At 73.3% G+C, this 14,362-nt stretch carries 14 protein-coding genes; 6 read left to right on the top strand and 8 right to left on the bottom strand.

What is annotated here, in order from left to right; genetic code table 11:
• Window positions 1-6 precede the first annotated feature (6 nt).
• Window positions 7-522, bottom strand: a complete 516-nt coding sequence (ectA, locus tag ACFV0T_RS24170) for a diaminobutyrate acetyltransferase (RefSeq protein ID WP_385782718.1) — start codon at window positions 520-522, stop codon at window positions 7-9.
• A 412-nt stretch (window positions 523-934) separates the two neighbouring features.
• Window positions 935-2,035 carry a pyridoxal-phosphate-dependent aminotransferase family protein gene (locus ACFV0T_RS24165; protein WP_385782715.1) on the bottom strand — a complete coding sequence of 367 codons (1,101 nt, stop codon included), beginning with the start codon at window positions 2,033-2,035 and terminating at the stop codon, window positions 935-937.
• A 204-nt stretch (window positions 2,036-2,239) separates the two neighbouring features.
• Between ACFV0T_RS24165 and ACFV0T_RS24160 the strand changes: the two genes are divergently transcribed.
• The 5 genes from ACFV0T_RS24160 (at window position 2,240) to ACFV0T_RS24140 (ending at window position 7,028) form a co-directional block, all read left to right on the top strand.
• The gene (locus ACFV0T_RS24160) at window positions 2,240-3,082 is read left to right on the top strand and encodes a transporter substrate-binding domain-containing protein (protein ID WP_385782712.1); all 843 of its coding nucleotides are present in this window, start codon (window positions 2,240-2,242) and stop codon (window positions 3,080-3,082) included.
• On the top strand, window positions 3,079-3,915 hold the full coding sequence (locus ACFV0T_RS24155) for an amino acid ABC transporter permease (protein ID WP_385782709.1): 837 nt from the start codon (window positions 3,079-3,081) through the stop codon (window positions 3,913-3,915). Before ACFV0T_RS24160 ends, ACFV0T_RS24155 begins: the two co-directional genes overlap by 4 nt.
• Window positions 3,912-4,703, top strand: coding sequence for an amino acid ABC transporter ATP-binding protein (locus tag ACFV0T_RS24150; RefSeq protein ID WP_385782706.1), 792 nt, complete (start codon window positions 3,912-3,914; stop codon window positions 4,701-4,703). Before ACFV0T_RS24155 ends, ACFV0T_RS24150 begins: the two co-directional genes overlap by 4 nt.
• Window positions 4,704-4,724: 21 nt before the next feature.
• Window positions 4,725-5,822, top strand: a complete 1,098-nt coding sequence (locus ACFV0T_RS24145; protein ID WP_385782703.1) for an amidohydrolase family protein — start codon at window positions 4,725-4,727, stop codon at window positions 5,820-5,822.
• Window positions 5,823-6,116: 294 nt separating this feature from the next.
• The gene (locus ACFV0T_RS24140; RefSeq protein ID WP_385782700.1) at window positions 6,117-7,028 is read left to right on the top strand and encodes an SCO1860 family LAETG-anchored protein; all 912 of its coding nucleotides are present in this window, start codon (window positions 6,117-6,119) and stop codon (window positions 7,026-7,028) included.
• 115 nt (window positions 7,029-7,143) lie between these two features.
• On the opposite strand, the gene cobC is transcribed toward ACFV0T_RS24140, so the two are convergent.
• Genes cobC through cobM form a run of 6 tightly spaced genes read right to left on the bottom strand, consistent with a single transcriptional unit; the run spans window position 7,144 to window position 13,473 of the window.
• Complete coding sequence (cobC, locus tag ACFV0T_RS24135) at window positions 7,144-8,211, bottom strand: Rv2231c family pyridoxal phosphate-dependent protein CobC (RefSeq protein WP_385782697.1); 1,068 nt, start codon at window positions 8,209-8,211, stop codon at window positions 7,144-7,146.
• On the bottom strand, window positions 8,201-9,139 hold the full coding sequence (locus tag ACFV0T_RS24130) for a sirohydrochlorin chelatase (RefSeq protein ID WP_385782696.1): 939 nt from the start codon (window positions 9,137-9,139) through the stop codon (window positions 8,201-8,203). The genes cobC and ACFV0T_RS24130 overlap by 11 nt, the downstream gene beginning before the upstream one ends.
• Window positions 9,136-9,726 (bottom strand): precorrin-8X methylmutase, encoded by a 591-nt coding sequence (locus ACFV0T_RS24125; RefSeq protein WP_385782693.1) that lies wholly within the window; start codon window positions 9,724-9,726, stop codon window positions 9,136-9,138. Before ACFV0T_RS24125 ends, ACFV0T_RS24130 begins: the two co-directional genes overlap by 4 nt.
• On the bottom strand, window positions 9,723-11,414 hold the full coding sequence (cobJ, locus tag ACFV0T_RS24120) for a precorrin-3B C(17)-methyltransferase (RefSeq protein ID WP_385782690.1): 1,692 nt from the start codon (window positions 11,412-11,414) through the stop codon (window positions 9,723-9,725). The genes ACFV0T_RS24125 and cobJ overlap by 4 nt, the downstream gene beginning before the upstream one ends.
• Window positions 11,411-12,658, bottom strand: coding sequence for a precorrin-6y C5,15-methyltransferase (decarboxylating) subunit CbiE (cbiE, locus tag ACFV0T_RS24115; RefSeq protein ID WP_385782687.1), 1,248 nt, complete (start codon window positions 12,656-12,658; stop codon window positions 11,411-11,413). Before cbiE ends, cobJ begins: the two co-directional genes overlap by 4 nt.
• Window positions 12,655-13,473 carry a precorrin-4 C(11)-methyltransferase gene (gene cobM, locus ACFV0T_RS24110; RefSeq protein ID WP_385782684.1) on the bottom strand — a complete coding sequence of 273 codons (819 nt, stop codon included), beginning with the start codon at window positions 13,471-13,473 and terminating at the stop codon, window positions 12,655-12,657. The genes cbiE and cobM overlap by 4 nt, the downstream gene beginning before the upstream one ends.
• Before the next feature lie 83 nt (window positions 13,474-13,556).
• On the opposite strand from cobM, the gene ACFV0T_RS24105 reads away from it, so the two are divergent.
• Window positions 13,557-14,330 carry a ZIP family metal transporter gene (locus ACFV0T_RS24105; RefSeq protein ID WP_385782681.1) on the top strand — a complete coding sequence of 258 codons (774 nt, stop codon included), beginning with the start codon at window positions 13,557-13,559 and terminating at the stop codon, window positions 14,328-14,330.
• Window positions 14,331-14,362 lie beyond the last annotated feature (32 nt).

Here is a 14,362-nt window from a genome sequence, read left to right as displayed (position 1 = left end):
CGCTCCTCAGTGCGACGGGTGGGTCAACGGGCCGATGCGGTACAGGACTTCGGGATCGTGCGGGCCGTCCGGGAAGAGCCCGGCGTCGAACAGGACCTCACGGCTGACGCTCGCCCCGTGCCGGGCGGCGTAGGAGGTGAACAGCCGCTCGGAGGCGGTGTTGCCCGGCGTGATCGTGGTCTCGACGGAGGTGACGCCGTGCTCGGCGGCGATCCGGGCGGTCAGCCCGTCGAGCATCGAGGCGGCGAGTCCACGGCCGCGATACGCCGGGTCGACCGCCACCTGCCAGACGAGCAGGGTGCGCGGACGCTCCGGCCGGACGTATCCGGTGACGAACCCGACGGGCCGTCCGTCCTCCCCGCGCGCCACCGCCGAGGTCCCGGCGAAGTCGCGGCACCACAGCAGATAGCTGTACGAGGAGTTCAGGTCGAGCGTTCCGGAGTCCTTGGCGATTCGCCAGAGAGCGGCTCCGTCCGTCACCGACGGGCGGTCGATCTGGAGGTCTGCTTGTGCGGCGGTCATGCAAATTGAATTTACCGAGGGAAATTTAAAAATGCATGGCGGTAGGGGCTTACGCGCGCGGCCGTCCCGTGTTATCACGCGGGCGCGGACGGTCCGCAGACTGCGGGCGAATATGGTGATTCGCCCGCCATAAAAGCCTCAAAAAGGTCAGCCTGTGGGACGTGTCACATGGGTGTAACCTTCACGAGATCCCCGCGAATCACGCCCCTGAGCGTTAGCGAAATCTTTGCGTTTAGGTACTGAATGAGCGGGCAGAAGAATGCGGGGAACTACCTTGAATAGGAATTCGACAATTAATCTGGAATTCGGGCCGCGAGGTATTGTGATGCGGCCCGTCCGGAGTTTGCCGTCGGCAGGCGGCGTTCGAGGAACACCCTCGCCGCCGCTACTGCCGCTACTGCCGCTACTGCCGCTAACGCCACGCGCCCTCCGCGGCCCGGCGGGCCGCCTCCAGGTCCACGTCCAGCCCCATCCCGACCAGTGCGGCGCCCAGCGCCGCCAGGCTCGCCTGCACCGCCCCCACGGTCGCGTCCGTACCGTAGTGGTTGACCCGGATCATCTCCTTCGCCAGCGCACCCCCGCCCGCGGCCAGCGGCAGCGCGGGGTCGGCCGCCAGCGCCCGGGCCACCAGCTCCGAGGCCACCACTGCGGGCGGCGTCCGCAGGGTCGTGGCGACCGGCGCGGCGTCCCTCTCCTCGTGCACATACGGCTCCAGGCCGCCGCCCAGGGCCACCGCCCCGGCCCGGGTGGCCAGCGCGGCGCCCCGGTGCCGGGCCATCACCGCTTCCGGTCCCACCGTCTCGATCCGCTCGAGGCACGCCTCCAGCGCGAGCATCTCCAGCTGGGCCGGCGCGTGCAGCAGCGCCTTGCGTCCGCCGTCGGCCCACCGCTCCTTCCAGTCGAGCAGCGACAGGTACGACCGGCGCGGCGCCCGGGGGTTCGCGGCCATCCGCGCCCACGCCCGCTCGCTCACCGACACCGCCGAGACCCCGGCCGGACCGCCCATCGCCTTCTGCGCGCCGATCACGCACAGGTCGACGCCCCACGCGTCCGGCAGCACCGGCTCGGCCCCGACGGAGGCGACCGCGTCCAGGTAGAACAGCGCGCCGTGCTCCCGCACCACGTCACCGATCTCCGCGACCGGGTTGGTGTTGCCGGTCGCCGCCTCGGCGTGCACCAGCGACACGAAGTCGATCTCCGGGTGCTCATCGAGCGTCTGCCGGATCTGCTCGGCGGTGACCGCCGTGTGGAAGGGCACGGCCAGATCGATCACCGTGGCGCCGCAGTCGCGCAGCCAGTCGCCGAAGGTCTGTCCGTACGGGCCGGTGATCACGTTCAGGGCCGTGGTGCCGGGGCCCGCCGTCCCGCGGATCGCGCCCTCCAGCGGCAGCAGCGCCTCGCCCTGCATGATCACGACGTCCTGCCGGGTGCCGAGCAGCCGGGCCACCCGGTCCTCGATCGAGGCGAAGTGCGCGGCGCTCAGTGGGGGCAGGTCGAGGAAGGGGTGGGTCACGGCGGTGCTCTCTTCGCTCTCTTCACTCACGGGTGGTCGACGCCGACGAGCGTATCCGGCGGCGCTCGCACCCCTCCCGACAGGCGAGTTCTTAGGTCGGACAGTCGCTTGGCCATCGGTTTGGTTTGAGATACCCAAACATCTCCTTATAATCGGAACCCACAGTTCACCCACCCCCCACGGACCCCTTCAGGAGGTCACCCCGTGAACACGCTCCTCGGACGCCGGGCCCGCGTCCTGGCCGCCACCACAGCGACGGTCGGACTGGTCCTCGTGGCCGGCTGCTCCTCGAGCGACGGCGGCGGCGGTACCAAGACAGCGGCCGGCGGGGTCGAACTCGCAAAGGCCGGGCAGCTCACCACCTGCACCCACCTGCCCTACCCGCCCTTCCAGTCGGAGATCGACGGCAAGGTGCAGGGCTTCGACGTCTCGCTGATCGACCTGGCCGCCAAGAACCTCGGCGTGCGGCAGGAGATCCTCGACACGCCGTTCGAGAACTTCAAGACCGGCGCGTTCCTCAACGCCGGTCAGTGCGACGTGGCCGCCGCCGGCATGACCATCACGGCGGAGCGCAAGAAGAACGTCGACTTCTCCGAGCCGTACTTCGACGCCACCCAGGCCGTCCTGGTCGACAAGAAGAGCGGCATCGGCTCCTTCGCGGACCTCAAGGGCCGGAAGGTCGGCGCCCAGGCGCAGACCACCGGCGAGGACTACGCGAAGAGCAAGGGGCTCGACCCGGTCTCCTTCGAGTCCTCCGACGCCGTCCTCAACGGCCTGCGCACCGGCCAGGTCAAGGCCGTCGTCATCGACTACCCGGTCGTCCAGGGCTGGCTGAAGGACAAGGCCAACGCCGACGCCTTCAAGGTCGTCGACAACCTGAACACCGGAGAGCAGTACGGCTTCACGGTGAAGAAGGGCAACACCAAGCTCCTCGCCGCCATCGACAAGGCGATCACCGACGCCAAGGCCGACGGCACGTACAAGAAGCTCTACGAGAAGTGGATCGGCCCGTACGACGCGTCCGCCGCCTCGCCGTCCGCCTCATGAGCGGTACCACCGAGGCCGAGGTCCAGCCCCGCAGGAAGGGGCTGAGCCGACGGCGGAGGCGCAGCCTGTCGCGCGGAGCGCAGTACGCGGTCTTCGCCGCCGTCGTGATCCTCTTCGCGGTGACGGCCGACTGGGCCCGCCTGAAGAACCAGTTCGCGCAGTGGGACATCGCCCGGCAGATGTTCCCGGACGTCATCACGCTGGCGCTGAAGAACACCGTGCTGTTCACGGTCTCCGGCTTCGTGCTCGGCCTGGCCCTCGGCCTGGTCGTCGCGCTGATGCGGCTGTCGTCCGTCGGCCCCTACCGCTGGATCGCGAGCGTCTACATCGAGATCTTCCGCGGCCTGCCCGCGCTGCTGATCTTCGTCTTCATCGGCGTGGCCGTGCCGCTGGCGTTCCCCGGCACGGAGATCCCGGGCGGGACCTACGGCAAGGCCGCCATCGGACTCGGCCTGATCGGCGCCGCCTACATGGCGGAGACGTTCCGCGCGGGTATCCAGGCGGTCCCCAAGGGACAGCTGGAGGCGGCCCGTTCGCTGGGCTTCTCGCCCGCCCGCGCGATGGTCTCGATCGTCATCCCGCAGGCCTTCCGGATCATCCTGCCGCCGCTCACCAACGAACTCGTGATGCTCTTCAAGGACTCCTCCCTGGTGCTGCTCCTCGGAGTGACCCTGGAGGAGCGCGAACTGTCCAAGTACGGCCGGGACCTGGCCAGCACGACCGCCAACTCCACGCCGATCCTCGTCGCCGGCCTGTGCTACCTGCTGGTCACGATCCCGCTCGGCTTCGTCGTACGCCGTATGGAGGCCAAGGCGCAGGAGGCCGTCGCATGAGCCGACCGGAGATCGAGGTCAAGGACCTGCACAAGTCCTTCGGCGGCAACGAGGTGCTGCGCGGCATCGACCTGGAGATCGGCCAGGGCGAGGTCGTCTGCGTCATCGGCCCCTCGGGGTCGGGCAAGTCGACCCTGCTGCGCTGCGTGAACCTCCTGGAGGAACCCACTCGGGGCCAGGTCTTCGTCGGCGGCGCCGAACTGACCGACCCGGACGTCGACATCGACGCCGTCCGCCGCCGGATCGGCATGGTCTTCCAGCAGTTCAACCTCTTCCCGCACCTGTCGGTGACCGAGAACCTCACCCTGCCGCAGCGCCGGGTGCTGCGCCGCGGCAAGGCGGAGGCCGCGAGGATCGCCGCCGAGAACCTGGCGCGGGTCGGGCTGTCCGAGAAGGCGGACGCCTACCCGGCCTCCCTCTCCGGCGGCCAGCAGCAGCGCGTCGCCATCGCCCGCTCCCTGGCGATGGGCCCCGCGGTGATGCTCTTCGACGAGCCGACCTCGGCGCTCGACCCGGAACTGGTCGGGGACGTCCTCGCGGTCATGCGCATGCTCGCGAACGAGGGGATGACGATGATGGTCGTCACCCACGAGATGACCTTCGCCCGGGAGGTCGCCGACCGGGTCGTCTTCATGGACGGCGGAGTGATCGTCGAGGACGGCACCCCGGAGGAGGTCATCGGCGACCCGCGCCACGAACGCACCCGGCACTTCCTCTCCCGTCTCCTCGACCCCGCGATGGCCGAGGTGGAGGAAGAGACCTCGGACCAGGTGGGCGGATCCGCCTAGCGGCTCACTAAGGTGCGGTGCATGAGCGATCACACGGTGCTGCACGTGAAGGGGCGGGTGCTGGCCGGCCCGGACGACACCGACGTCCGGGACGAGCTGTGGGTGGTCGGCGGCCGGATCTCGTACGACCGTCCGGCCGGCGCCCGCGACATCCGCGCCGTCGAGGGCTGGGTCCTGCCCGGCCTCGTCGACGCGCACTGTCATGTCGGCCTGGGCCCGCACGGCGCGGTCGACCAGGACGTGGCCGAGAAGCAGGCGCTGACCGACCGGGAGGCCGGCACCCTGCTCATCCGCGACGCGGGCTCGCCCTCCGACACCCGCTGGACCGACGAGCGCGAGGATCTCCCGAAGATCGTCCGGGCCGGCCGGCACATCGCCCGCACCCGCCGCTACATCCGGGGCTTCGCCCACGAGATCGAGCCGGAGGACCTCGTCGCGTATGTCGCCCGGGAGGCCCGGCGCGGCGACGGCTGGGTCAAGCTGGTCGGTGACTGGATCGACCGCGACCTCGGCGACCTGTCGGCCTGCTGGCCGCGCGCGGCGGTCGAGGCCGCGATCGCCGAGGCCCACCGCCTGGGCGCCCGCGTCACCGCCCACTGCTTCGCCGAGGACTCCCTGCGGGACCTGGTCGAGGCCGGCATCGACTGCATCGAGCACGCGACGGGCCTGACCGAGGACACCATCCCGCTGTTCGCCGAACGGGGCGTGGCCATCGTCCCGACCCTCGTCAACATCGCGACCTTCCCGCGGCTCGCCGCCGGCGGCGAGAGCAGGTACCCGCGCTGGTCGGCCCATATGCGACGGCTGCACGAGCGCCGCTACGACACGGTGCGCGCCGCCTACGACGCCGGCGTCCCGGTGTACGTCGGCACCGACGCCGGCGGCACGCTCGCGCACGGCCTGGTGGCCGGGGAGGTCGCGGAACTGGTGACGGCCGGAATCCCCCCGGTCGAGGCCCTGGCGGCTACGACGTGGGGCGCGCGCGACTGGCTGGGCCGACCCGGTCTGGAGGAGGGGGCACCGGCGGACCTGGTCGTGTACGAGGGCGACCCGCGGGCCGACGTACGGGTGCTGGCGGCTCCGCTGCGGGTGGTGCTGAACGGGCGCGTCGTCGGCTGAGTGCTCCGTGGGAGGCACCGCGACGAACCGCCCGCCCGAACCGCTCGGTTGACGGGGCGTGACCGGCCGGCCGGCTGCGTCGTTGCGCTCCCTCGCACGCGCGGGTGCGTCAACCCGCGCGCTCGCACGGAGGGAGCCGTGGGGGTGTCGCTGGGGAACACCCGTGCCGTGAGATTCGAAAAGATTCGCGGAAACCCCACGATGGAGTGAAGTGCCCCAGGATTGCCGCCCGTTCACTCCCAGTGCGTAATTCTTGCCGGGTCCCGAGCACGTCTCTTCTGGGGGTCCCACGCCTTGAACGGCAACCACTTCCGCATGCCCGCACGCCGTCTCGCCGCCGTCGCCGCGGCCACTTCCCTGGCCGCCGGTCCCGCGGCCCTCGCCGCGGCGGAGCCGGCCCACGCGACCACCGGCCAGGGCCGCGCGAGCGCCGCCGTCCTGCGCACCGGCCTCGACGTGGCCCTCGTCGACAAGACCGTGGACGTCCCTCTCGCGGTCTCCCTCAACGAGGTCGAGGCGCCGCACCGGCAGAACGCGCGGGAGACCGCGCTCACCGCCCACCTCGACGGCGTCGACAGCGGAAAGCCGTTCAGCGTGCTGCGCGCCGACGTGGCGACCGCGAAGGCCACGGTCACCGCCACCAAGGCCGAGGGGCTCACCGACCTCGCGCACGTCAAGCTCCATGTGCCCGGCCTGCCCCTGCTGTCCGTCATCGAGGTCGACGGCATCACCTCGAAGGCGACCTGCGAGGCCGGGAAGACCCCGGTCGCCTCGGCCGACGTCCTCGGCTCGGTGACCGTCCTCGGCAAGCGGACCACGCTGACCGCGGGCGGCCCCACGAACGTCAAGGTGCCCGGCGTGGGAGAGGTGCGCCTGGACCTATCCAAGCGCGAGACCACCTCCCGCACGGCGGCCGCGACCGCGCTCGAACTCACGGTGTCCATCAACCCGTTGAACCTCAACGTGGCCGAGGTGACGGGCACCCTGAGCCTCGCGAAGGCGACCTGCGAGGCCCCCGCCGCGCCGGCGGCACCGGCACCGGCGGGCGCCGACCCGGCATCCGACGTGCAGCCCCAGGGCGCCCCCGCGAAGGCCGACCTGGCCGAGACCGGCGGGAGTTCGATGACGCCGTACCTCGTGGGCGGCGCCGTCGCGCTGCTGGTGGCCGGCGGGGGAGCGGTGGCGGTGGCGCGGCGCCGGGGCTGAATCGACGCCGGCAGCGGCTGAGGGGCAGGGGCAGGGTCCGGGGGGAGAGGGCGGCGTCTCCCGGACCGGGGGACTGGTAGGGGCGGAGGGGGGCGTCCCCCGTCCCGCCCCCGTCTCACCCCGTCAACGCCCGCCCCAGCGCCGCCAGAAAAGCGTTCACCGTAGCCCGGTCCCGCACCGCGAGCCGTACCCACTCCTCGCCCAGCCCGGGAAACGTGTCGCCGCGCCGTACCGCGAAGCCCAGCTCCCGCAGCCGCCGTCGTACGGCGCCCGCCTCCGGCATCCGGACCAGCACGAACGGTCCCTCGGCCGGCCCCACGACCTGCACGCCCGCTGACGCCAACCCCGCGAGGCCCGCGACCAGATGGGCCCGGTCACCGGCGACGCGACGAGCCGCGTGGGCCGCCTCCGCCAGCGCCCGCGGGTCCACGCACGCCTCGGCCGCCGCGAGCGCGGGCGTGGACACCGGCCACAGCGGCTGGGCCCGCTCCAGCGCGGTGACCGTCTCGGGGGACGACAGCACATAGCCGATGCGCAGTCCGGCCAGGCCCCATGTCTTGGTGAGGCTGCGCAGCACCACGAGGCCCGGCACGTCCGTCCGCCCGGCCAGGGCCTCCCGCTCGCCCGGCACGGCGTCCATGAAGGCCTCGTCGACCACCAACGTCCGCCCGGGGCGGGCGAGTCCGGCGATCAGCGCGGCCGGATGCAGCACCGACGTGGGATTCGTCGGATTGCCGATCACCACCAGGTCCGCGTCCTGAGGCACCGAGGCCGGATCCAGCCGGAAGCCGTCCGCCGCCCGCAGGAGCACCCGGTCGACGGTGTGCCCGGCGTCCCGCAGCGCCGCCTCCGGCTCGGTGAACTGCGGGTGCACGACCACGGGCCGACGCACCTTCAGCGCGCGCGCCAGCAGCACGAACGCCTCCGCCGCGCCCGCCGTCAGCAGCACCCGGTCCACCGGCAGTCCGTGCCGTGCCGCCACCGCCGCCCGTGCCGCCCGCCCGTCCGGATAGGCGGCGAGCCCGCCGAGCGACCCGGCGATCCGTTCCCGCAGCCAGGCCGGGGGCGTGTCCGCGCGGACGTTGACGGCCAGGTCGACCAGCTCCGCCCCGTCGTCGCGGACCTCGGCGTCCCCGTGATGCCGCAGGTCAGGACCCTCTTCGAGGGAGTCGTCAGTGCGCATGCGAATGCGTGTGCCCCCCGTGCTGATGGTGCCCGTGGTGGCCGTCGTGATGCCCGTCGTCGTCCGGGTGGAAGTGCGGCTGCTGCGGCAGCCCCACCTTGTCCTCGAAGCCCGGCAGCGCGATGCGGTACACGCACGAGTCGCAGTTCATCCGCAGATCGCCCTTCACCGCCTCCTCGTACCGTTCCCTCACCAGGTCCAGGAGCTCCGGCTCGGCACCGATCACGTCCGCCGACCGCACCTCGACCCCGGGATGCGCGGCCGCCCAGCCCTCCGTCTGCTGACGTACCCGCTCCGGGAGGACGCCGGTGAACAGGAAGTAGGGCAGGACGACGATCCGGCGGGCGCCCAGCCGCACACACCGGTCGAGGCCGCTGGGCACGTCCGGTGCCGCCAGCGACACGAACGCCGTCTCCACGCCCGCGTAACCGCGCCCCTCCCACAGCAGCCGCGCCGCCTTGTGCACCTCGGCGTTGGCGTCCGGGTCGGTCGAGCCGCGCCCGACCAACAGCACAGTCACGTCGGCCCGGTCCTCGGGCGTGCGGCCCGCACCGCCGAGCGCCTCGTCCAGGCGCCGCTCCAGCACGTTCAGCAGCGACGGGTGCGGGCCCAGCGGACGGCCGTAGGTGTACGAGATCCCGGGGTGCCGTTCCTGCTCACGCGACAGCGCCGCCGGAATGTCCCCCTTGGCGTGCCCGGCGGACACCAGCATCAGCGGTACGGCGGCGAACCGGCGCACCCCCCGCTCCACCAGCTCGGTCACCGCGTCGCCCAGCGGCGGCGGGGACAGCTCGATGAAGCCGCCCGCGACGGGCAGTTCGGGGTGGCGGCGGCCCAACTCCCGTACGAAGGAACGGAACGCCTCGGCTCCGGCCTCGTCCCGGGTGCCATGGCCGGCGATGAGCAGGGCGGGCGGCGGGGTGGTCACGATTTCTCCTCGGAATGCGAAACGGACTGATACAGCAGGGCGTTGAGCGCGGCCGCGGCGACCGCCGAGCCGCCCTTCTCGGACACGTTGCTCACTGCGGGCAGCCCGCTCTCGCGCAACGCGGCCTTGGACTCGACCGCCCCGACGAACCCGACGGGCAGACCGATGACGAGCGCGGGGGCGGCGCCCAGCGTCAGCAGCTCCTCCAGAGCGGTCGGCGCACAGCCGATCACCCACAGGGCACCGGGGCCGACCTCCTCGTACGCCAGCCGGATCGCGTGCGCCGAACGGGTCAGCCCGGCGCCGGACCTCGCGTCCTTCAGACGACAGACGGTCTCGCGGCGCGTGATGCCCGCGGCGACCATCTCCACGTCCACGACCACCGGCGCCCCCGCGTGCAGCGCGGCGTGCGCCCTCTCCAACGTCCCCTCGTCCATGACGAGATCGTCGGCGTATTCGAGGTCGGCCGCGGAGTGGACGACCCGCTCCACCACCGCCCGGGTCAGCGGCGCGAAGCGCGAGGTGTCCAGCCGGGCCCGCAGCCGCCGGAAGGACTCCTGCTCGATCGGATGGACCACACGGTTCACTGAGGCTCCTCCTGCCAGCGGTAGCCGCGCGGGGTCACCATGCGCCCCGCGATCTGCCGGGTCGCCGTGTTGCCCACGGTCACGACCGTCATCATGTCGACCGTCGCCGGGTCCAGCGCGGCCAGCGTGGAGACCCGGCTGGACTCGTCCGGGCGCGAGGCGTTGCGTACGACACCGACCGGCGTCATGGGCTCCCGGTGCTCCGCGAGGATCGCCAGGGCCTTCGGCAGCTGCCAGTCGCGGCCCCGGCTGCGCGGGTTGTAGAACGTCACGACGATGTCCGCCTCGGCCGCGGCCCGCACCCGCCGCTCGATGACCTCCCACGGCGTGTGCAGGTCGGACAGGCTGATCGAGACATGGTCGTGGCCCAGCGGCGCGCCCAGGATCGCCCCGGCCGCCAGCGCCGCCGTCACCCCGGGCACCCCGACCACGTCGATGTCGTCGGACGCCTCGGCGAGCGCGGGCGACGCCATGGCGTACACGCCCGCGTCCCCGCTCCCGATCAGCGCGACGGCCCGCCCGCGCCGGGCCTGCGCCACCGCGGTGCGCGCCCGCTCCTCCTCCGCGCCGAGCCCCGACTCCAGGATCCGGGTACCGGGCCGCAGCAGATCACGGATCTGGTCGACGTACTGGTCGAGTCCGACGAGCACGGACGCCCGCCGCAACTCCGCCTCGGCGCGCGGTGTCAGCAGGTCCCGGGCGCCGGGACCGAGCCCGACCACCGCGAGCCGCCCGCGCCCCGGACGCCGTACGACCGCGCAGGTCGCCATCGCCGGCCGCCCGTCGGCGCGCCGCGACTTCCGCTTGGGAACGAGGAGTTCACCGCCCCGCACGAGGGCGGCGGCCTCCGCGACGGAGGGCGTGCCGACGGCGGCGAGCGGCGCGTCGGAGGGGTTCGGCACCTCGACATCCGCCAACTCCCCGGCACGGTAGGTCACCAGCGGCACGCCGAGCCGCGCGGCGGCGGCGACGATGCCGGGCTCCTGCGCCTTGGCGTCGACGGTGGCGAGTTCGGCGACGCTGCGCGCGGACAGCCCCGCCTCCCGCAACGCCCCCTCGACCAGCCCGAGCACCTCGTCGGCCGGGGCCCCCTTGGCCGCGCCGACCCCGACGACCAGGGACGGCGGACGCAGCAGCACCTCGTGCGCGGCGGCCTCCACCGCGCGGTCGGTCAGCCGGATCGTGTACGCGCCGCGCGCCGCCACCGGCAGCGCGGGCAGCGGCCAGGACACCTCCTCGCGCAGCGCGACCGGCTCCCCGTCCAGCAGGGCCCGGGTCACCCCGGCGACGTCTCCCTCCACGGGGAGGCCGAGCGTGTCGAGACCGGGCACGCCCACCGCGTCGGTCGCGGTCGTCACCACCGGCTCGGCGCCCAGCAACCCGCCGACCGCACGGGCCAGTTCGTTGGCACCGCCGCCGTGCCCGCCCACCAGCGACACGGCGAACCGCCCGCCCTCGTCGACGCACACGACACCCGGGTCGGTTCGCTTGTCGCCCAGCAGCGGCGCGACGAGCCGTACCACCGCCCCCGTCGCCAGGAAGCACACCAGCTGCTCGCACTCCGCGAACGCCCGCCGTACGGCGTCCCCCACGGGCTCGTCGTACACCCGCGTACGGTCGGGCCAGGCCGCGGCCAGCCGGTCGCGCGCCGCCGCCCCGGCCGCGGTGGCGGAAATGAGGCCGATCACTGAGCAACTCCTTCGCTACGCACCGCGGGGCGGGTGCCCCACAGCAGGAACACGGGATTGGCAGCCGCCAGCCGGGTCACGTCCCCCGGCAGCGGCGCGAGCCGCGACGACTGCAGCAGCACCCCTTCGCAGTCGAACCCGGCGCCGGTGAGCGCCGCCCGCGCGGCCGGCACCCGGTCCAGCGCGGCCATCGCGACGACCACGCTCCGCCGGGCCCGCCGCGCGCACGCGGTGACGACGGCGGGCAGTTCACGGCCCCCGCCGCCGACGAACACCGCGTCGGGATCGTCGAGTTCGGCCAGCGCCGCCGGCGCCGTGCCCCGCACCACGTGCACGTCCACGCCGTGCGCGGCGGCGTTGGCGCGGATCCGTGCGACACCGTCCGGGGTCTTCTCCACCGCGCTGACGGCGGCGCCCAGCCGCGCGCACTCCACGGCCACCGATCCGGAGCCCGCGCCGACGTCCCAGACCAGGTCACCCGGGCGCGGCCCGAGCCGGGCCAGCGCCAGCGCCCGCACCTCGAACTTGGTGATCATCGAGTCGCGGTGCGCGAACCCGCTCTCCTCCAGCGCCCAGCCCGCCGGTCCCGGCGCCGCCCCGGCGACCGTGCGCATCCCGCCGACCGTCCGTGTCTCGTCCAGGCACAGCACCACGTTCACCGCCGCACCCCAGTCACGGGCGGCGGCCTGCGCCGGCGTCACCCGCTCGACGCGTTCGCGCGCGGGGTCGCCCAGCGCCGAGGCCACCACCAGGACCCGGTCGGCGCACGCGCGGGCGAGGGCCGCGCCCAGCTCGGCGGGGCCGGCGCCGGGCCCGGTCAGCACGGCGGCCTTCGGATGCGCGCGGCACACGTTGACCGCGCCGCGCAGCTCCCGCCCGTGCGCGCTGACGACCACGGCGTCGTCCCAGGGCAGCCCGATCCGGGCGAACGCGGCCGCCACGGAGGACACCCCGGGCCGGACGTCGAGCGCCCCGGCCCCGAACCGCTGCGCGAGCACCCGCACGATCCCGAAGAAGCCCGGGTCCCCGGAGGCGAGCACGACGACCGGCCGCCCCTTGCCGACATACTCCTCGACGGTGTCGAGGGCGGGCGCCAGCGCCCCCAGGACGATCAGCTCGGCCCTCTCCGGCACCGCGGGCCGTACGGCGTCCAGGTGCCGCCGGCCGCCCACGACGAGCTCCGCCCCCGCGAGGACGTCCGCGGGCGGCGGCGCACCGGTTCCCGTGCCGACGACCGTGATCACGTGCCGGCGCCCCGGGCGCGCAGTGCCTTGCGGGCCTCCGGGTCCGCCTTGCGGTAGCCGTGGAAGTGGCCCGGGTGGTAGAGGTGCGAGCGCGTACCGCTGGCGTCGAGCGCCGGACCGACCAGGAACAGGGTGTGTTTCCAGAGCTTGTGTTCCTTGACGGTCTCCTCCAGCGTGCCGATCGTGCACTTCACGATCAGCTCCTCCGGCCAGGTCGCCTGGTAGGCCACGACGACCGGGGTGTCCGTCGGATACCCGCCCTCCAGCAGTTCCCGCACCAGCTGGCCGCTGCGCGCCGCCGACAGGAAGACCGCCATGGTCGTCCCGTGCCGGGCGAACTCGCGCACCTCCTCCCCGGGCGGCATCGGCGTCTTGCCGCCGCCGAGCCGGGTCAGCACCACGGACTGCGCGACCTCGGGGATGGTCAACTCGCGCTGCGCGAGCGCGGCGACGGCCGAGAAGGAGGAGACGCCGGGCACGACCTCCGTCTCGATCCCGAGCACGTCGCACCGGTCGAGCTGCTCCTGCGTACCGCCCCACAGCGCGGGGTCGCCGGAGTGGATCCGGGCCACGCGCAGCCCGTCCCCGAGGGCCCGCTCGTACACCGCCACCACGTCCTCCAGGGACATGGCCGCCGAGTCGAGGATCTCCGCGTCCTCACGCGCGTGTTCGAGGACCTCCGCCTGGACCAGGCTCGCGGCCCAGATCACGACGTCGGCCTCGGCGATGGCGCGCGCGGCCCGGAACGTCAGCAGGTCGGCGGCGCCGGGGCCGGCACCGACGAAGGTCACCTTGCCGGTGGTGGCATCGGCCATGGGTTCGAGTCCTCTCGTACGGAACTTCAACGTGACGGGGGTCGGATGTGCGCGACCCGGGGTCGATCGGATAGCAAGGGCACATGGCGGTCTTCGTCGCGCTCGGCGCGTTCCTGATGACGCTGGCCGGCGGCTGGACGGCACAGCGGGTGACCGACCGCCGCCATCTCGTCCTCGGCCTGGCCGGCGGCCTGATGCTCGGCGTGGTCGGCCTGGACCTGCTGCCCGAGGCACTGCGGGCGGCGGGCACCGAGATCCACGGCGTACCGGCCGCGCTGCTGCTCTTCGTGGCCGGCTTCCTGCTGGCCCATATGGTGGAACGTCTGCTGGCCGCTCGTCAGGCCGGGCACGGCGCGGACGAGAGCGGGCATCCGGCCGCGCCCCCGGGACACCCCGGGCAGGCCCCGCGCGACGGCCGGGCACCCGAGGTGGGCCTGACGGCGGCCGCCGCGATGGTCGGACACAGCGCCATGGACGGCGTCGCGATCGGTGCGGCCTTCCAGGTCGGCCACGGCATGGGCACGGCGGTCGCGCTCGCGGTGATCGCCCACGACTTCGCGGACGGCTTCAACACGTACACGATCACCAGCCTGTACGGGAACGCCCGGCGCAAGGCGCTCGCCATGCTGTTCGCGGACGCGGCGGCACCGGTCCTCGGCGCCGCCTCGACCGCGTTCTTCACCCTCCCCGAGCAACTGCTCGGCGGCTATCTCGGTCTCTTCGGCGGTGCGCTGCTCTATCTCGCGGCGGCCGAGATCCTCCCCGAGGCCCACCACGAGCACCCCGCCCAATCGACCCTGCTGTGCACGGTCGCGGGCGTGGCGTTCATCTGGCTGGTGGTGGGCTTGGCCGGATGAGCCGCTGGACCCGGTGGAGACGCCAGACCCGG

Source organism: Streptomyces sp. NPDC059582 (genome assembly GCF_042735715.1).
Taxonomy (GTDB): Bacteria; Actinomycetota; Actinomycetes; order Streptomycetales; family Streptomycetaceae; genus Streptomyces.
The sequence above is the reverse complement of the archived record's forward strand: the minus strand, read 5'-3'. Positions and strand labels throughout refer to the sequence as shown.